Here is an 18,953-nt window from a genome sequence, read left to right as displayed (position 1 = left end):
GGTGAAACTCCCTGCGGAGAAATAGATTCGGTATCCATGCCAACGCTATTTCTGCTGCAATCAGCCCCCTGGGAAGACCTATGGCAAAACGATCACTCAAAGCTTCTCAAGCCGGAATTAGTCAAGCCAAGCGAGCCTTTGACTTGAAAGGATGGACTCAGGAATATTTGGCCGCAGAGGTAGAGTTACAAACGCGGCAGCCGATCTGGAAGTTTTTCTCGGGTCGCCCGGTAGAGCGCCATATCTTTATTGATATCTGTTTTACCCTCGATCTCGACTGGGAAGATATTGTCGATCGCACCGCGTTTGTTTCAGAATCTCCTCAACCGAGCGCTATACCTCAGGGGGACGTTGAACTGGTCGGAGTCGATGACATGGCCGTGGTGCGATCGCACCTGACCACCCTGGCCCAAGCTCAGTGTCAGCTGCTAGAGTTGCCCCTCGACCTACACCAGCCCCTTACCCTGGCCCAGATTTATACCGATGCCTACGTGCGCCCCTACCAGCGGTTCGGGCAATCATTGAATACGCCCAAAGTACATGCCCCAGCCGCTATTCAGCCCCACTCGCGGGTGCTGGTGCTGGGCGGGCCAGGGGCCGGCAAAACCACCCTTTTGCAGCATTTGGCCCTGGAGATTAGCGCTGGTCGTTTGCAGGCAGATAGTCAAACCTTACTGCCCATTTTTTTGCGCCTGCGGCAGCTAGCCCTAGTCCCCGCCGCCGACCTGAACGTGCAGCAGTACTTGAATCAGCGCTGGTTAGCCTCTGGTCTCAGCTCGGCTCAAATCGATCGTCTGTGGCAACAGGGGCAGTTGTGGCTGCTGCTAGACGGCTGGGATGAACTGCCCAGTTCACAGCACCGGCTGGTGACTCAGCAGCTCCAGACATTGCTTGACACCTATCCTGGTCTGCGGGTGATCCTAACCGGGCGCAGCGGTGGCCCAGTGCCCCAGCTCAATGGACTAGTGACTTTAGAGCTAGCGGAGTTTACAGCCCCGCAAATTGAGCGGTTTGTGCAGCAGTGGTTTGTCGCCAACAACCCAGAGCAGGGGGCGGTGCTAGCCCAAACCTGCCTGGAGGCCCTCCATCATCCCGACAACGATCGCCTGCGGGAGATGGCTCTGACCCCGATTTTGCTGCACCTGATGTGTCTGGTCTTTTCCAATTCGGGGCAGTTCCCTGACCAGCGCAGCAAGCTGTACCAGCAGGCCCTCGATCTGTTGTTAGGGCAGTGGGATCAGCAGCGCGGCATTAGCCGCTGCCAGCCGCTGCAGCAGCTTTCTACCACAGACCTGCTGGGTATTCTCTGCGAGGTAGCGACCCACAGTTTTGAGCAGGGCAAAGTCTTGCTCGACGAGGCCGAACTTTTGGGCCTAATTGCCCGAGCCCTGGCCCACCGCGATCGGCAAGTGACCACTCTGGAACAGCGCTGGGCTGACAGTAAAGCCGTTTTACAGGTCTTGATCGAGCATTACGGCATGCTCACCGAGCGAGAACTGGGCAGCTATGCCTTTACCCACCTGAGTTTTCAAGAATATCTCACGGCCCGCCGCTGGGCGCTGACAGCGCTAGAGCGGCAGAGGAGCGCTGACTGGGCCGACTTGGCGGCCCACTTGTCCGATGCCCGCTGGCGGGAAGTGATTGTGCTCACGGTAGAAATGGCTCCCCAGGCCGAGACCCTGTGGACCGCTCTCTGGCAGCAGAGCCAGCAGTATGTGATGGCCCATCCCGAGTTGTTGCCCCTGCTGCACTGGATTCAAACTCAGGCCGAGCAATCCCCTACCCCTTACCATTCAGCGGCTCTGCGCGGGTTTTACCTGGGTCTGCGACTGAACCAGGGACTAGATCTGGCCCTAGCCCTAGATGCTCGTTTGGGCATGGACTTGCCGCCTGATCTAGCGCTGGATCTAGCCCTGACCCGACTTTTGCATCAGGGGCAGCGGTGGTTGAGCGACCCCACGCCCCAGGCAGGGTTTGACCTGCTGTTTGCCCTGGATCTGCACCAGCGGTTTACCCTGGCAGAGTCGTTTACCCAGGACTTACAGCGGCTTCAGGCTCAATTGCTCGATGCTCTGGAGAGCCAGGGGGAGCTAGAAACCTGGTGCGACCGGTTTGGAGACGATTGGCTGCGATCGCTCCGCCACGCTATCACCGCCTACCGCCACTGGGATGCTGCTTTGGTCGACCCTGCGCCCTGTCCATCGCTGGAGACCTACTGCCAGATGCAGCGGCTGCTGGTCGACTGCCTGCGCCACAATCGCACCCTGACCGCCGCCACGGTGCGCACCTTTGAAAATAGCCTGCTGTTGCCCGAGGTGCAGTATCACCATGCCTAGCCTAGGAGGGTCAGCCCATTTCCTCGATCAGGTTTCTACCACGGCGCTGCGGCTGTATCAGGCCGACAACCTGGATGAGATTTTGCAAAACACCGTACAGGATGTGCAGCGCCTGCTGGAAACAGACCGGGTGGTGATCTATCAGCTGGACACCGATGGCCAAGCCCAAACGGTAGCTACTGCTGCTAAACCAGGCCTGCCGCCGCTGCCAGACGGTGTAATTAACTTTCCTCCCTGTCTCAAAGACTGGTTAAGCAGCGCTACCCTGCATCAGTCTAGAGCGATCGATCACTTGGCCGACCTTGATCTAACCCCTTGTGAGCAAACCCTCATGCAGGCGTTGGGTGTAGAGGCCAGCCTGGTGATCCCCATATACCTGAGCCCTGACTGGCAGCGGACCTCCCATTGGGAAAATACGGCTCTCACCAGCCGTGAAATTTGGGGTTTTTTAGTTGCCCAACAGTGCCAGCCTCGCCACTGGAGCCCACTGGAACAATCGTTTTTGCGCCAGCTAACCCAGCACCTCTTCCATGCCATTCAGCAGGTGCAGCTACGACAATTTTCAGACCGGCTAATTGAGAGTGCGGTAGACGGCATTATTGCCCTCGATACCAACTACCGCTACCAGGTGTGGAACGGCCCAATGGAAAAGCTTTCAGGACTTCCGCGCAGTAAAGCGATTGGGCAAGTCGCCTGGGAAGTTTTTCCCTTTTTGAAGGATACGGGGGAAGACAAGCTGATCGCGATGGCCATGGCCGGGGAGTCGGTGGTGGCCCAAAACCGGGCCTTTGTGGTGCCAGAAACCGGGCATAAAGGCTTCTTTGAAGCGCGCTACAGTCCGCTGATTGGTCCATCTGGCAACATCTTAGGCTGTTTGGGGCAGGTGCGCGATATTACCGAGCAAAAGCGCGCAGACTATCAGCTGCGCGCCACTACCTCGCGACTGACAACCCTAATTCAAAATCTCCAGACTGGCATTTTAGTTGAGGACGAACGTCGCCACATTATTTTAGCCAACCCAACCTTCTGCGAAATCTTTGGCTTACCTCTGCCACCCGAAGCCCTGAGAGGCCCAGACTGCGAAAAACTGCTGGGGCAGGCGGCGTCTCTGTTTCGCGATCCGGCTGCCATAGTCGAGGGCATTCACCAGGTGCTGAAACGGCGTCAGCCCGTGATTGGCGAAGAAATTGAGCTAGTGGATGGCCGAGTTCTAGAGCGAGACTATATTCCTATCTTTATTGACCAAGACTATCAAGGGCACCTCTGGAAGTACCGCGACATTACCCAGCGCAAGCAGGCGCTGCAGCAGCTTGAAGCCGCGATGCGATCGGCGGAGGCGGCCAACCGGGCCAAGTCTAACTTTGTGGCCACCATGAGCCATGAGATTCGCACGCCGCTCAACGCCATTATTGGCCTGACTGAGCTGTTGCGGCTGACTCCCCTAGATGCCGAGCAGCAAGACTTTGTGGACACGATTCACAACAGCGGTTCGATGCTGCTGTCGCTAATCAACGACATTCTCGACTTTTCTAAAATTGAGGCCGAAAAGCTAGAGCTAGAGCGCCGAGCCTTCAACCTGCACCGCTGCGTTCAGGAGGTGGTGAACCTGATCACCCCCCTGGCCCAGGAAAAAGGACTGGTGATGCGATCGCAGATTGCTGCCGATGTTCCTGAGCGCGTGGTTGGCGATGTCACCCGCCTGCGGCAGGTGCTCTTAAACCTGGTCAACAATGGGGTGAAATTCACCCAAAAAGGCAGCGTCACCATTGCCGTGAGTCTGAAGCAGTCCTTTGCGCCAGAGGCCCACACCGCAGAGCTGCACTTTGCGGTTCAAGACACCGGCATTGGCATTCCCGACGAGAGCCGCGACGCCCTATTTAAAGCCTTTAGTCAGCTCGATGCCTCTGTGGCCCGGCGCTACGGCGGCAGCGGGCTGGGGCTGGCCATCTGCAAAAACCTGGTCGAAGCCATGGGCGGGCAGATTGGGGTAGACACCCAACTGAGCGTCGGCACCACCTTTCACTTCACAATTCAGGTGCCCGTCATTCCCGGTCGGGGGCGGCACGACTCGATCGCCCTGGGGGCAGACGAGGCCCGCTCAACCGGCTCAAACGCCGAGGCTGTGACCCCTCAGGCTCTAGCTCCCCAGCCCCTGGCCCCCCAGCTGCCCCTCAGCATTTTGGTGGTGGATGACCTGGCGGTCAATCAAAAAGTGGCCATTAAAATGCTGCAATGGCTGGGCTATGAGCCCGACTATGCCGCCAGTGGCCTAGATGCCCTCGACCTAATTCAACAGCGGCCCTACGACCTGGTGCTGATGGATATTCAGATGCCGGGCATGGATGGCTACCAAACCACCGACGCCATTCGCCAGCTGCCCCAGGTCACCGCAGAGCGCCCCTGGATTGTCGCCATGACCGCCCACTCAAGCCTGGATGTTCAGCAACAGTGTCTGCAAGCCGGCCTGAACGATTTTCTCAGCAAACCCATTGTGCTGACATCTCTCGCTGATTGCCTGGTACGTTACGGCCAAACCCAGGACGCCCTGGTTCAGGTCGCTCTGCCCGAGCCGCCGAGACCCCAGCCGCCAGGCCCTTCGCAGGCCCCCCTGCTCGACCAGAGCATGATCCAGGCCATCCGCGATATGGCCGGTGCCGACGCCGATACCCTGGTGGCTGAACTGATCGACAACTACCGAGAAGATGCCATCCGGTGCCTTGAACAACTGCGCCAGGCCATTGACCAGCACAATGGCGATCAGATTCGGCAGCAGGCCCACGCGCTGCGGTCTATGAGCTTAAACCTGGGGGCGCTGTCGCTGGGCACCCTCTGCCAAGAGTTAGAACTGGGCCACCAGCTCATGGCATTGCCAGACCAGCAAACCTGTCTATCTCACCTGGAGCGCACCTTTGCCGAGGTGACGTTGGCCCTGCAATCCCTTATCGCTAGCCATTCCCATGCTTGATGCTACCCTCGCCCAACCCTCGGTGCTGATTGTCGATGACGAACGCAATCTGCGCCGGTTGCTGACCCACGCCATGACCAACGAAGGCTACAGCGTCGAAACCGCCAGCAATGGCGAAGCCTGCTTGGGGTTTTGCCAACAGCACCTGCCCGATCTGATCCTGATGGATGCTCTGATGCCAGAAATGGATGGGTTTACCTGCTGTCAGGCCTTGGGGGATAGCTATGGCGATCGCTGCCCCCCGGTACTGATGATCACGGCCCTGGCGGATACCGCCTCGGTGGAGCGGGCTTTTGCTGTAGGCGCAGTGGACTATATTACTAAGCCGATTCACTGGGCCGTGCTGCGACAGCGGGTGCAGCGTGTGCTGCAAACCCACCTGATCACTCAAGAACTGCACCAGGCCCGTAGAACAATTGAGACCTTGCAGACGGCTTTGGGTAAAACGTAAAAAACCTGGTATTGCTGAATTGGGCATGGATTGGGGTAGGGGCAAACGGCCGTTTGCCCCTGCGAGAGGCGTGAATTGTCGACTCGTACCCATATTCAGCAACACCAAAAAACCATGAATTAGGTTGAGCCGAGTGGGCTAACGCCAATGTTGCCGTAGGGAGCATTGCACTGCGATGCCCCCACACAGTACGAGCTACTGAGACGATCGCATCTCAATTAGCCGAATCGACAGAATTAGCTCGGCGACAATGCGTTGAAAGGCGTAGTGCCAGCCTGCCCAGCCGTCGAGAATGCCGCCCTTGAGAATGAGGCAGTAGACCAGGATGATCGGGGCCGAGAGTCCGGGAACGCGGCGGATGCGATCGCTCCAGCCCAGCTGCTCTGACGGACTCTCTAGCTGCTTTCGCACCTCCAACAGCGCGTAGCGATCCTGCGCCCACAGCCAGCGGTTTAGCGACTTGCGGTCGTCATGCAGAATGGGCGATCTGAGGCTGGCAACCTCCCCGTTGCACTGCAAGAGCTGAGTGTGACCATCGTCGATGTAGGTGGCGCGATCGCAGCGAAACAGGGCCGCACGCGGCGGCAAAATCGTGCCCCGCAGCGGTTTACCAAACACACAGTACTGAAAGGGAATCGTATAGCAATCGATTGCGCCGCTGGGATTCAGCGTTGTGAATTCATCCACCAGGTCATCACTCAGGCAGTAGTCGGCATCTAGCGACAGCACCCAGGGGGTTTCCACCAGGGAAAGGCCATAGTTCCACTGGGTGGCATGGGTGTCGAACGGGCGCTGATACACCTCAACCTGAGGATAGCCGGAGAGAATATCCAGGGTTTCGTCGGTGCTGAAGCTGTCAATCACCACAATGCGATCGGCCCAGGTGAGGCGTTGCAGGGTGCGGCCAATATTGGCGGCCTCGTTGTAGGTGAGAATGACCGGCGTTATGGAGGCCAGCATGGCGTCAGTGGTTTGGGTAGGGAGAGTGGTGGTCAGCATGGTGGTTGATGAAGTAATAGGGTGATGGGGTCAAGGAGTAAGGGGTAAGGAGTAAGGGGGGGTGATCAGCGGAGGGCAGAGGAGGCTTGTGTAGCTTTGGCCGTGATCTCGACTGACGGTTGGGTGAGCTGGGTGTACTGCTCTAGCAGGCGGGCGGCCTGGGTGGGCCAGCTAAATTCGGTTGCCACCAGGGCACGACCCTGCTGGCCGTGCTTGCGAGCCGTCGCGGGGTGATGCAAGTAATGCTGAATGGCGGTGGCCAGGGCCGGGGCATGGGCTGCCGTGACCAGGCCGGTTTGGTGCTGCTGGATCAGGGGGGCGATCGCCACCTCCGGTGTGGTCACCACGGGCAGCCCCGCCGCCATCGCCTCCAGCAGGGCAATGCCCAGGTTCTCGGAATAGGAGGGCAGCACAAACAGGTCGGCACCCTGGAGCAGGCAGATCTTCCAGTCGCCGATGACAAAGCCAATTTGGCGAACCCGCCGTCCTAGCCCGGCTTGCTTGATGCGCTGGGCCAGCTCCGCTTCGTAGTCGGCGTCGCCGCTGCCCGCAATCACCAGGGTGAATTTTTCCTCGCCTAGCGTCGCTACAGCATCAATCAAGTGCTCAAGGCCTTTTTTGGGGTGCAGGCGCGAGAGAAACAGAACAATGGGAGCGTCATTGTCAATAGACAGGCGCTGGCGCAGCTGGTAGCTAGCGGTGGTGATTGGAGCTGGCAGCTGTACCCCGTGGGGCAAAGTAAAGCTAGCCCCATCAAAGCCTGCCGCCAACGCCTCCTGATGCTCTTGGGGTGTGGTGAAGTGCAGGGCGGCACTGCCCCGCAGCAGCCGTCGGCCCAGGGTTTGCAGATACAGCCGTTTTTTGGCTTTGCCCTGCTCTAGAGACCAGCGGCACAGAGAGCCGATTGGACGCACGATGTAGGGAATTCCTTTGGCTTTGGCTATCGCCATACCCAGGGTGGTGGGGTAGTTAAAAATGGCGTGGATATGTACCAGGTCGTAGTCGGCAACGTGCTGCCACAGCCAGGGAGCCAGGGTAGGGGCCACGGCAAACTCCCGCAGCGCCGCCACCTGCGACAGTACCCGGGGAAAAACCCAGATGGGTACAGATGGCCCCACTAGTTCTGGGACGCTACCGCTTTCAACAAGCTGACCGTAAGGCGAGAGGAAAGTGGCGTCGCCGTGGTCGTTGGTGGTGGCGATCGCCGCGTCAATGCCCTGCTGCCGCTGAGCCTGCACCATTTCTAAAATTGCCTGGCTAGGGCCACCGCGCAGGGGGGAAAGGGAGGGGATGATATGGAGAATTTTCATAGGTGAAGGGGTGAGAAGGCGCGGAATGTAGGTTGGGTAGAGCGCAGCGGTACCCAACAGCAGGACTGGACCGACTGAGTTAGACTGCTCCGTCCGGGAACTCAGTCCCCAGATATCGCCGTTACGCAGGGCGCAGCTGATCGGCCTGGTTCTGGCGCGCCATACCGGGAACAATCTGTTCGCTCAGGTGAGCTGCCAAACAGCGCTGAAAGGCCTGCTGCCCAAAGGCTTCGATCGCCCGCTGCCGCAGCGCCTGGGGTTGATACATCAGCGGGTTGGAGTAGGTGCCGGTCAATATCTGCACCAGGTGGTCGGCGATCGCTGCCACATCCTCCGGGTCAACCAACGCCCCCAGTTCACCCTGCTTGAGCGCGTCTTGCCCGCCGTCCAGCCCGGCCAAAACCGGTCTACCGCAGGCCATCGCCTCCAGATAGACGATGCCAAAGCCTTCTAGCTGGCTGGGCATAGCAAAGACATCGCAGAGGGCATAGTGGTCGGGTAGTTCTTCGTCGGCCACAAATCCGGCCAGGGTGACGCAGTCTTGCAGGTGGCGATCGGCGATCAGTCGCTCCAGGCGGGGGCGATCGTCCCCTTTGCCAACGATCAGGTAGTGCACCTGTGGCAGCGCGGTTTGAATGGTGGGCAGAGCCGCCAAAATTTGGTCGTAGCTATGGAAAGGTTCCCCTGCCGCCAGCCGGTTGACGGTGAGAATGACCGGCTGCTCGGGGCGCAGGCCGTAGCGTTTCAGCAGATGCAGGGGCTTAGGGGCGACCTGAAACCGATGGCTATCGAAGGTATTGGGCAAAATACCCAGATTCTGGAGGGCTTGGGACTGGCGGATGCGATCGCAGGTAAAGCCGCTCACCGACAAGATTTTGTCGGCCCCGGCCATGCCCCGCCGCACCTGGGGTTTGGCCACCTCCCAGGCCTCAAACCCGTGGGCAACTCCCCAGTAGGGCAGGTTTGCCCACCGCTTTAGCGCGTGGGCCACCGGGGTGAGGTTGACATGGGTGGTGATGATCAGGTCGGGGCGATCGCTGAGGGCCGCCCGGCTGGTCTGAGCCGCAAAGGCCGCCGTTCGCAGGCGAGCGGGCACATGGCCGGTGGTGTGGTAGCTGACCGAAGCCGGGGAAACTGTCGGTAGGGTCGCTGGGGCGTCGTGCAGCGTAAACACGCGGAGGGTTGCCCCAGGTAGAACGGCTTGCAGCCCCTCTAAAAGAAAGCTGGAGTAAGTCTGAATACCGCCTTTGAAATCGAACAGGCCGGGGGTCCAGAGGTGGATGGTGGTTGGCATGGTGAGGAAAGAAAATGGGGAGATGAGGGGATGAGTGGGGTCACTGACCGGCGGTGGGCAAGATGGCAGGTTCCACCGGCTGGGGCCAGAGCGAGCGAATGGTGAGGCTAAAGAGGGCTAGGTCGGCACCGAGCAGCCACCAACCGAAGGAGCTATGCATGAGCACCAGGGCACTCAGTCCAGACAGCAGGGTGAGGCCGTAGATGCACCAGACCACCGTGGCTTTAGGAAAATCGGCGTGCATGAGGCGGTGGTGGATGTGGCGCTGGTCGGGGAAGAAGGGCGACTTGCGATCGCTCAGCCGGGCTCCAATCACCAGGGTCATATCGAGAATGGGCACCAGCAGCACGGCGAAAGGCAGCAGTGCCGTAGTGAATGAACCATCGCTGGGCAGGCCTACCGCTGCGATCGCCGCCAGCGCAAAACCCAGGAAGTAGGAGCCGCCATCCCCCATAAAAATGCGGGCCGGGGCGGCGTTGTGCTTAAGAAAACCCAGGGTGCCGCCGCCCAGTCCCAGGGCCATCAGGGCGATCGCGGGATGCGCGGCCCAGCCCATAGCCGCCAAGACTCCAGCCGCGACGGTGGCGGTGCCTGCGGCCAGGCCATCCATGCCGTCGAGCCAGTTGATGGCGTTGGCCATGCCCGCCAGCCACAGAAAGGTGACCAGCAGACTCAGCCAGGCGGGCAACGTATCGGTCAGGCCGGGCAGGGGCAACGCGTCTAGCCGAATCCCCAGGCTCCAAACCCCGACAGACAGCACGCTCTGCATGCCCAGTCGGACAAAGGGTGATAGATCAAATAGGTCATCCAACAAGCCGGTGGCAAAAAAGCCCAGACCACCCAGCACCATGCCTAACAACAAATAATGTTCTGACGCTGTGGAGACGCTTTGGCCCGCTAGCATCCAAGCTAGAAACGTCCCTGCAAAAATGGCCACGCCGCCGATGCGAACAATGGGTTGCTGGTGAATTTTGCGGGCATTGGGCTGGTCAACACAGCCCATTTTCAGCCCAATTCTTTGCAGTAGCGGGGTCAGCCCCACTGTGATTAGGGCTGCCGCCCCTGGAACTAGTAGTGGAAACATTGGTGTTACTAAGAAATATCGTGAAGAGATTTGATAGTTCTTAGTTTGGGCGGGCTCAGTTTGCGATCGCGTTAGGGATAATAGGCGTCAATGTATGACATCCCAACGTCTGTTTGCAGACGTTTCTGATAATTAAAAACCCCCGCCTTTTTAAGAAAGACAGGGGAAGTTAGGGTTTAAATTGAGTTATCGCTACTGCGGTTAAACCCAGCGATGGCAGTTCTCCTCGGTGGGCGATCGCGAGCCCAATCGCGTCCTCGGTGGCGTTGTCAGATTCCCTCATCCTGAGCTATCTGGCCGTGCTGTATAACCCTTGCCAATTTGGCTGGGGATCTAGATGGCTTTCAGGCTGGGCTATTCGGCTAGACCGGTGCCGCTAGGGGCACTCGCAGCGCAATGCGAGTGCCTTGTCCCGGCGTTGAAGCAATGCTTAACTGTCCGCCGATCAACGTGCCTCGTTCTTCCATTCCCAAGATTCCCAGGCTGGTGCCTTTGGCTCTGGCTTGGCTCAGGTTGGTTTGATCAAAGCCAACTCCGTCGTCCTGAATGGTTAGGTGCAGCGTGTGGTTAGCCTGCCTTAGGGTAACGGATACCATTTGGGCCTGGGCGTGGCGGGCAATGTTGGTCAGAGCCTCCTGCACAATGCGAAAACAGGCCGTTTCCGTGGCCGTCGGCAACCTTTGCGCCAGTGCGTCACAGGTCAGGGTTTCTCGCAGACCGGTGCGCTTAGCGTGGCGGTTGATGTACCAGCGCAGGGTGGGCACCAGTCCTAGGTCATCCAGCATTGAAGGTCGCAGGTCTAGGGAGATGTTCCGCACCTGCTGCAGCGTGCCATCCACCAGGGCTAAGCAGTCTGCCAGCGGCTCGCTCGCCTGAGTGGACATGATCCGCTCTAATCGGTGCAGGTTGAGCTTGATGGCGGTGAGCGCATGACCTACTTCGTCGTGGAGCTCGTGGGCCAGAAATCGGCGCTCGGTCTCCTGGGCCTCCAGCAGTTTGATCGAGAGGGCTCGAAGCTGGGCTGTACGCATCTGCACCGTGGCCTCTAGGCGGGTATTAAAGCCTTGCAGCTGCTTGTACTGTTCGCGCAACAGCAGCATCGATCGCGCTCTGGCCAGCAACTCTATGCTGCTGATGGGCTTACTGATAAAATCGTTAGCCCCGGCACTAAAGCCGCGGGCCAGATCCCGTTTTTCGCTGAGGGCCGTCACCATAATGATGGGGATTGTGGCTCCCATAGGCATGGCTTTGATGCGGCGACAGACCTCAAAGCCATCTAGGCCGGGCATCATCACGTCGAGCAAGATTAGGTCGGGTTCTAGGTGCTCTAGGATGGCGATCGCCCCATCCCCACTATTGATGTAGTGCAGTCGGTAGTCTTGACCCGATAAAAGGGCCTCAATGACCTCAAAGTTGGTGGGGTCATCGTCAACGACCAAAATTAGAGCGGGCTGCATCATGACTACAGACAAGGTAGGAGAGGATGGCGATAGGCCAGCTGGGTTTAGCGGCGGGGTCTATTTCACCCGTCTCTGGGGTAGCTCCCATCACCAATATCCAAGGCGGTATTCATGGTTAACCCATGCGCCTAATGCGCTGCGACTTACTAGAAATACCCAAATGTTACTGGTAAGTTCTCCTTTGTAACTATAACGATTGATGCGATTGTGTTACATTCCTCGCTCCTTTGATTAAGACTAGCGAAGACATCATTATCTTGGGTGAAATGGCGAGCCAGATAGCGTCCTGTGTTGATCTTCGTCAGATTCCCATGTCTTGGGCTATCTAGCCAACGCTAGGGAAGGTTGCGAGGTACTCCCTTGAGCAGGTGGTAGTAACCTTAATAAGGCATCCACCAACCCTTCTGTGGCCTGATCGTAACTATAGTGGCTGATGTGTGCTTGCCCGGCCTGGCCCCACTGGCACAGCGGGCTGCGATCGCCCTCCACACCTCGGCGCTGGCCCAAAGCCCGTCGCAGACATTGCGCCAGCGCGTCAACGTCTCCTGCCGGAAAAATTAGCCCGGTTTGCTCGGGTTTGACCAAATCTGCCGCACAGCCGACATGGTCACTGGCGATCACCGGTCTGCCCAGGCACATTGCCTCGTTGACCGCCAGCCCCCAGGTTTCGCCAGTCCCGTGGCTGGGCAGCACCATCACATCCCCGGCGGCATAGGTGCGGGGCATCTGGCTCTGGTTTTGAAACGGGGCAAAATAGATGTGGCGATTGCCGGAGTCTTGGGCCTGTTCTCTCACAGCGGCTTCCAATTCGCCAGAGCCGACAAATAAGAGAGAAATTTGGGGTAAATTAGCCCGCAAAAAAGCCTGTAGCAGATCCAACGGTCGTTTTTTAGAAATCAGTTTTCCGGCGAATAAAACCACCTGGTGATCGGCGGGAATGCCCAATTCTTGCTTCCAGATCTTCGCCTCTTGCTGGGCCGTATTGGCCTGACCAATAAAGCGATCGTTATCGATCGCGTGGGGTGAGAAAAACAGCCGTTCATCCTTAACCCCGTGACAGCGAAAATAGTCGCGATTGGCCTGCCCCACGTATAGACAGGCATCAAAGCGTCGGTAAATTTGAGTAATCCACTGGCGCTTTAGGGTTGCTTTTAAGCCAGTTTCAGGCACCAGCCGATGGGAGTCGCCGCGAAACAGCAGGGGTGTGTCTCGCCAAGTGCCCAAAAATCGGTAGAGGCTGGCGTAGTTGTAGTTCATCATCAGCACCGCATCGGGCTGAAATGCTCGCACCTGAGTCATCAGGGTAGGATTTTGCAATCCCCAGAAATGACTTGTGCCGGGCTGACGACTGGTGTTGGGCACAAACTCGTAGTCATAGCCCTCCAGCAGCGGAATATCCCACTGGATGGCCTGCTTAAACTGGCGATCGGCCTGGGCAGTGATGCCAAAATCCCACAGGTAAAATACCCGCAGGGTCAGGTCGGTAGCGGCAGTCAAGTGGCGAAACCAGGGTGCGTAGTACTGAATTGGGTGAGAGGTGACGATGGCGAGGCGCAGCATGGGAGATACCGATTGGGAATTTTGGACTTGTAGTGAGCCGGTCAAACGGTTGGTTTTGGTTTTGGGTCGGTGGATGGGTGAGGCGGGGCGATCGCCCCATCCACACACCGTCAGTTCGACGGAGAGCCAACCCTCGGTTTGGGTTGTACTAGGTGGGGATAGGGAGGCTGCCCCGAGGCGGTTAACTCTGGCGATCGCGGCAAGATCCGGGGTCGATAGATTTTCATAAACGCGTACTTAATGCCCACAATCGGCACCGATGACTGAAACAGCGTTGCTGCATAGACCCCCGCCGTCCACTCGGTCGAGGCCAGGGCGAGACTCATCACCAGCACGCAAAACATCATCCGGGCTGAGAAGGGTGGGGTACCGATGGCCGCCAGGGTAATAGAGCCGTAGCAAGCGCCGAGAATGCCGCCGACCAGGGCACAGCCGAAGTAGCCGAAATTAGCGTAGGCCTCTGGTAGTAACCCCCAGGCGATCGTGGTCTTTAGCGTTTGTTCGTAGGTCTGGCGTTGCACATGCACATTGAGCATGTGGGTGCCCTCGTGGCTGCGCAGCTTGTTGGGGTTGAGCACCCTGGGCACAATCAGCCCCGGAATGATGGCGTAGGTCTTACCCTCTAAATACGAAAAGGGCTCGGGAATTTTTGCTTGAGCCATCATCAGCATGTGGATCACGCTGGAGCGCTCCACGAACGACTCTTTTTCCTCCACTTTTTCCCACCGCTGGGGCACGTGGTTCTTGTTGGCCTGGGCATAGCCCCACCACTCCTGAAACCAGGCCGGGTATTGCCAGGGCTGCACATAGTGAGCCGTAGGGCCTTCCCAATACTTGTGGCGCATTTCGTGTTTGCCGTGGTGTAGGGGCAGCAGCAGAAAAATCCCCATCAATAGCCCCAGCATGGGTAGCTTTTTGCCCCCAATCACGTAGGCCATCACCGATAGCAAAAACAGCGTTAGGGAAGTTTTTAAAATGAGCCCCGCCGCCGCCGTGACGATGTTGGCCACCAGCGAAATAAAGAAAATGTATTGCTTGGCGCGGGGCATAGAATTTTGCCCGGCCCGGTAGGCCAGCACAAAAATTCCCAGAAAGCTCAGCCCCAAAATGATGCCCCGCACAATGGTGAACAGCTTGTCGGGAATGCCGCTCCAGCCGCCTACCACGTACATATTCAAAAAAGCCCCCGCCGCCACCATGGAGATGAACACGTTATCGGCGGTGTTGGTCTTGAGGGCGCGAAAGGGCTTTTTGATCGTCTGGGGCGTGCTGACAATTTGTAGCCAGACCACCGTGCCGCTGACCAAAAACAGCACCGTGGTCAACGCCGCCCTCAGGTGAGCCTCTGGGCTGTAAGACCAGACATTCAGGTTGCCGCTCAGCAGGGGCAGGCAAAAGGTCCACAGGTAGGTCATCGAGAAAAACGGAAACACCGGCAGCCCCTGCACCCGCCCAGCGCACCACAAATACACCGGGTACATGCAGGCCACCCCAATCAGCAGCGCCCCAATGGCGGTCGATTGGGGCACCTGCCGCAGCTTATCCAGGTTAGAGAACAGCAGCGCTGCCATTCCAGCCCAGAAGAGCAGGGTCATGGTTTCGGTTTTAGGTGGGGAGGGGGACATGGGAGGAGTGAGGGGGTGAGGGGGTGAGGAGGGTGGACGGGTGGGGTAAGGGCGCAGGCCCTGCGCCCTTGCGGAGAATCTTTCGCGGCCCGAATCATCCATAAATGAATGGCAGTAACACAGGCATTTTCGATCGCCCGAAACCTTGATACGCCGTAGGGTGGGCACTGCCCACCATCAGCTCCAGGCTTGTGAGAAGTTGGTTAGCACAGTCCTTTGGGGTGGCCCCAAGGGTTCACTCCTCGGCGGGCTGGGAGGGAGTCTGGACAGCGCGATCGAAAACCTGGCAGAGAGCTTTAGTCATCGCCTGGGCGGTGTAGGGGGCAAACGCGCCCCAGTCGGTGGCGGGCGGGGTGTGCCTGGGGTGCGCCAACAGGGTTTGTAGGGGGGCGATCAGCTGCTGCGCCAGTTGCTGGGGCGAGGTCTGCCCATCAAAGGTGACGGCTTGACCCGCCTGGGTCTGCCGCAAAATATCTACGACGGAACTATCGGCGTGAAAAATAGCCAGGATGGGCTTTTTCGCCAGCACCGCCGGGTAGAGCTTAGAGGCGGTGTAGCTGGAGTCAGCGGAGCCAATCAGCAGAACGGCATCGCTGTCGGTCAGCAGCTTTTGGGCCTCAAAGTAGGGCACCCGCTGGGGATGCTCGGTGACGAGATCGGCTACGCCGCAGGCGATCGCAATAGGTTCAATGGTTTTTGTAGCCAGCTCGGGCGGGGCGTAGCTGGTGCCGATGAAATGGAGGTGCAGCACGGTGGTTAGATTGGGATAGCGCGATCGCAACGCCGCCAATCCCCTAAACAGGCCCCGTAGCGCCAGCGCCATATCCGGCCCGCCCCGGCCCACATAAACCCAGTGCTGGCGACCATCCTGGGTGTCAAAATGGGTTTGCTTCAGAGGCAGATTGGGGAGTTGTTCAAAGTCAGCTTCTGGCGCCCCAAAAGGCAACACCGCAAACTGGTCTGCCTGAAGCCAGGGATAGCGCTGCTGCAAGACCTCAGGGTAGGCCGGAGACACCGACACCACCTGGCTGACCCGCCGCATGACCCTGGGTTCCCAAAATGCCGCCAGGGATTTGTCGAAGGCATATTTGAGCCGACCGCCGGGGCGCTGTTGGCCAGCGGGGGCGGAATTCACGCGCCAGGGGTCTTGAAAATCGACCGCAAAGGGCACCCCAAACCGCTGCCGCCAGTAGGGGCCTAAAATCATCACCGGGAAAATGGTGGTGGAAAAGAAAACCAGGTCAAAGGACTGTTGCGCCAGCAGCCGGTTACCGGCCTGAGCCAGGTAGGGCAGCCCGCGCCAGCCTACATTGCCCAAGCCCACCAACTGAGTCACCCGCTTTGGCAATGCGGCTGTTGCATGGACGGGCAGCCCGGCTGGTAGCGCCTGGCTGAGCAGGGGATCTTGGGGATGGGGAACTGTCGCCGGGTTGATGGTCAGAACCTCAGCCTCCCAGCCAAACTCCGCCAGGTAGGGCAGAGCGGTGCGAACGCGCTGGTGATCGGGGGCATTGACGGGCGGAAAGTGGGGGCTGACAATCAGTACCCGGCGACGGGGCAGGGGCGCAGAACGGTGGTTGACTGGGCTGGGCTGAGGCTGGGGTAAGGGGTTGAGCGCAAACGTCATGGGAGAACCCTGGTGGAGTTATTTTCACCATGGCGATCGCCTGTTTGCGATCGCGGTTGCGATGCCGTCCACCCATTGCGCCTGGGTCTAGCTTTCAAAATATTTGTGACAGAAGTTATCGCTTCAATTCGCTAGCGCAGCGATTAGGCTACGGTAGCGAAACTGATATTTTTGACCACCAATTTTTTGATCGATTAGGGCCAGCGCTGAAGGACAGCTTGCTATGACAGTTGCACTGTGGCGGGACGAATACCGCACCGGACATGACACCATTGACCAACAGCATCGCGACTTGTTTACTCAGGTCAATCAACTCTATGCGATGACCCAGGCTGAACCCCAGGACAATGCGGCTATTAGGGCTCAGCTCACAGAATTTGCGGCCCTGGCGATCGCCCACTTCGATCTCGAAGAAGCCCTGATGATTCAGCACGACTATCCCAATTTTGAGGTTCATTTCAAAACCCACCGGGCCTTGGTCAACAAGGTGCAGGCCCTGCTAGAGAAGCCCGATCACAGTCTTGATGAGCTGCCCGCTGAGGTGACTCAGGTGCTGGCCGACTGGATGGTGCATCACATTCGCGGCGAAGATCAGCAGATGATTCGCTTTTTACAGGAGCGATCGGCGGTAGCGATGGTAGGCGGTTGAATCCAGCTAGGCCGTCACGATGGCCGGGGCCTCAGACCGGCATTGCCGCCGGTAAAGCGCCTCGTACTGGCCAACGATGGCCTCAGCCGAGAACTGGTGGATCACCCGCTGGCGGCAGTCGCGGCGCTGGAGGGTGGGGAGTTGGGCGATCGCTTCCACCGCCGCCTCAACAGAGTTCACTAAAAAGCCGTCTACCCCAGGCCGCACGATTTCTGGCAGAGAGCCCCTGGGGGTAGAAATCACCGGCGTGCCGCAGGCCAGGGCTTCGGCAAAGACAATGCCAAAGGGCTCATCCCACTCGATGGGCACCACCATAGCCGCCGCCTGCCCCAGCAGCTCGTTTTTTTGGCGGTCATCTACGGGGCCAACGTACTCGATGCCGTCTCTGCCCAGGTGGGGCGCAATTTGGCTGTCCCAGTAGGCGTTGCCTGCCGGGGTGTCGATGCGGTTGCCGGCAATCAGCAGACGGCGGTGGGCTTGCTGGGCGGCAGCGATCGCATTATGCGCCCCCTTAATAGGGTCTAGCCGACTGAGAAACACCAGCGGCGCATCGTCGGCCACCTGGGGTTGAAAGGTGAATTTCTCCAGCTGCACACAGTTATGAATCGGGTGCCACTGCCCCCCGGCAGGCCGTCCCTGACGACAAATGTGCTCACTACAGCCGGTAAAGGTGAGGCTGTTGCCCGCCAGCTTCGCCGCCAGACCCACGGTGCGCCCGGTAGGCTGACGCTGGTACGACATTACCTTGGGTAACGCCGTCGGCAGCAGCGGCAGCAGGTACTGCAACCGCGAAAAGCTGTGCAGCACATCTGGCTGAAACTGCTGTACCGCCTGCCAAAGGGCCGCTGTGTTGCGTAGTGTGTCCCTAGCAGACTGCGAACTCAGCCCCGGCCAGGGGTAAAAGGCATCCACCGCACAGGTAGAGTCGCGATGGGCTACCAGAGCAACCCGGTGGCCCCGCTGCCGCAGGCCCTCGATTAATAGGTCGATGATGCGTTCAATGCCCCCATAGAGGGTGGGCGGTACGGGGAGTTCGGGGTCAGCGGTGAGGAGGATGTTCATGGGTTTGAGGGAATGAAGTGAAGGGGTGAAGGGGTATCGACATCGGAGCAACTTCCCTATGGAGAGGGTGAAGAACAAAGGCAAACCGTAGGGTGCTGTTAGGCCTAAGATCAATCGGGCCGATGACAGGCTCGCTTCAGCTAGGCCGTAACGCACCGCTGGCGTATCCCATGTCTGAGGCATCTCACGATTCGGCCAACGGCCTTGATCGCAGGGCTGAACTCGTTCTGATCTGTGGACGCCAGAATGGGCCGCAGTCAACGCTGTCTCAGCAGCAGCCAGCAGCGTTTTCGCTTCTAGCTCCCAGCTAAAGCACGACTGGGCTGCATGGCGGGCGGCTGCTTTCGCCGCCTGAAGGTGGGCTGGGTGGCAGGCTAGATCTTCAATGGCGGCGGCCAGGGCTTGTCCGTTTCCTGCTGCCACCAGATGCCCGATCGCCGGGGTCTGCCGAAATACTTCGCGCTGCCCGGCGGTGTCGGTGGCAATCACCGCCAGCCCGGCCTGGAGGTACTGAAACAGCTTGTTGGTCAC

General features: G+C 58.8%; 13 protein-coding genes. 4 read left to right on the top strand and 9 right to left on the bottom strand.

Translation table 11 applies throughout. The features are described from left to right. The first annotated feature begins 80 nt into the window (after positions 1–80). Genes VB780_RS28010 through VB780_RS28000 form a run of 3 tightly spaced genes read left to right on the top strand, consistent with a single transcriptional unit; the run spans position 81 to position 5,752 of the window. Entirely contained in the window at positions 81–2,336 is a 2,256-nt protein-coding gene (locus tag VB780_RS28010; RefSeq protein ID WP_323354482.1) for an NACHT domain-containing protein, read from the top strand. Next, positions 2,329–5,301: an ATP-binding protein gene (locus VB780_RS28005; RefSeq protein ID WP_323354481.1), complete on the top strand. Its 2,973-nt coding sequence runs from the start codon at positions 2,329–2,331 to the stop codon at positions 5,299–5,301. Before VB780_RS28010 ends, VB780_RS28005 begins: the two co-directional genes overlap by 8 nt. After that, entirely contained in the window at positions 5,294–5,752 is a 459-nt protein-coding gene (locus VB780_RS28000) for a response regulator (RefSeq protein ID WP_323354480.1), read from the top strand. Before VB780_RS28005 ends, VB780_RS28000 begins: the two co-directional genes overlap by 8 nt. A gap of 195 nt (positions 5,753–5,947) precedes the next feature. Here the strand turns inward: VB780_RS28000 and VB780_RS27995 are convergent, their stop codons facing one another. The 8 genes from VB780_RS27995 to VB780_RS27960 all read right to left on the bottom strand — a co-directional run bounded on the left by VB780_RS27995 (position 5,948) and on the right by VB780_RS27960 (position 16,711). Continuing rightward, complete coding sequence (locus VB780_RS27995) at positions 5,948–6,751, bottom strand: glycosyltransferase family 2 protein (RefSeq protein ID WP_323354479.1); 804 nt, start codon at positions 6,749–6,751, stop codon at positions 5,948–5,950. A 65-nt stretch (positions 6,752–6,816) separates the two neighbouring features. Continuing rightward, positions 6,817–8,061, bottom strand: a complete 1,245-nt coding sequence (locus VB780_RS27990) for a glycosyltransferase (protein WP_323354478.1) — start codon at positions 8,059–8,061, stop codon at positions 6,817–6,819. A 121-nt stretch (positions 8,062–8,182) separates the two neighbouring features. Then, complete coding sequence (locus VB780_RS27985; protein WP_323354477.1) at positions 8,183–9,355, bottom strand: glycosyltransferase; 1,173 nt, start codon at positions 9,353–9,355, stop codon at positions 8,183–8,185. A gap of 40 nt (positions 9,356–9,395) precedes the next feature. Continuing rightward, entirely contained in the window at positions 9,396–10,439 is a 1,044-nt protein-coding gene (locus VB780_RS27980; protein WP_323354476.1) for an MraY family glycosyltransferase, read from the bottom strand. A 362-nt stretch (positions 10,440–10,801) separates the two neighbouring features. Beyond that, a complete protein-coding gene (locus VB780_RS27975; protein ID WP_323354475.1) occupies positions 10,802–11,899 on the bottom strand; it encodes a response regulator in 1,098 nt (365 codons plus the stop codon). Between the two features lie 321 nt (positions 11,900–12,220). Beyond that, positions 12,221–13,459, bottom strand: a complete 1,239-nt coding sequence (locus tag VB780_RS27970; protein ID WP_323354474.1) for a glycosyltransferase family 4 protein — start codon at positions 13,457–13,459, stop codon at positions 12,221–12,223. Positions 13,460–13,569: 110 nt separating this feature from the next. Beyond that, positions 13,570–15,084: a hypothetical protein gene (locus VB780_RS27965; protein ID WP_323354473.1), complete on the bottom strand. Its 1,515-nt coding sequence runs from the start codon at positions 15,082–15,084 to the stop codon at positions 13,570–13,572. Positions 15,085–15,319: 235 nt separating this feature from the next. Continuing rightward, positions 15,320–16,711 (bottom strand): glycosyltransferase, encoded by a 1,392-nt coding sequence (locus VB780_RS27960; protein WP_323354472.1) that lies wholly within the window; start codon positions 16,709–16,711, stop codon positions 15,320–15,322. A gap of 223 nt (positions 16,712–16,934) precedes the next feature. Between VB780_RS27960 and VB780_RS27955 the strand changes: the two genes are divergently transcribed. Further along, entirely contained in the window at positions 16,935–17,360 is a 426-nt protein-coding gene (locus VB780_RS27955) for a bacteriohemerythrin (RefSeq protein WP_323354471.1), read from the top strand. A gap of 6 nt (positions 17,361–17,366) precedes the next feature. Here VB780_RS27955 and VB780_RS27950 read toward each other — a convergent pair whose 3' ends face one another. After that, positions 17,367–18,953, bottom strand: a complete 1,587-nt coding sequence (locus VB780_RS27950; RefSeq protein ID WP_323354470.1) for a glycosyltransferase — start codon at positions 18,951–18,953, stop codon at positions 17,367–17,369.

The sequence above is a fragment of the Leptolyngbya sp. CCNP1308 genome, from assembly GCF_034932455.1.
Classification (GTDB): domain Bacteria; phylum Cyanobacteriota; class Cyanobacteriia; order Phormidesmidales; family Phormidesmidaceae; genus Nodosilinea.
The sequence above is the reverse complement of the archived record's forward strand: the minus strand, read 5'-3'. Positions and strand labels throughout refer to the sequence as shown.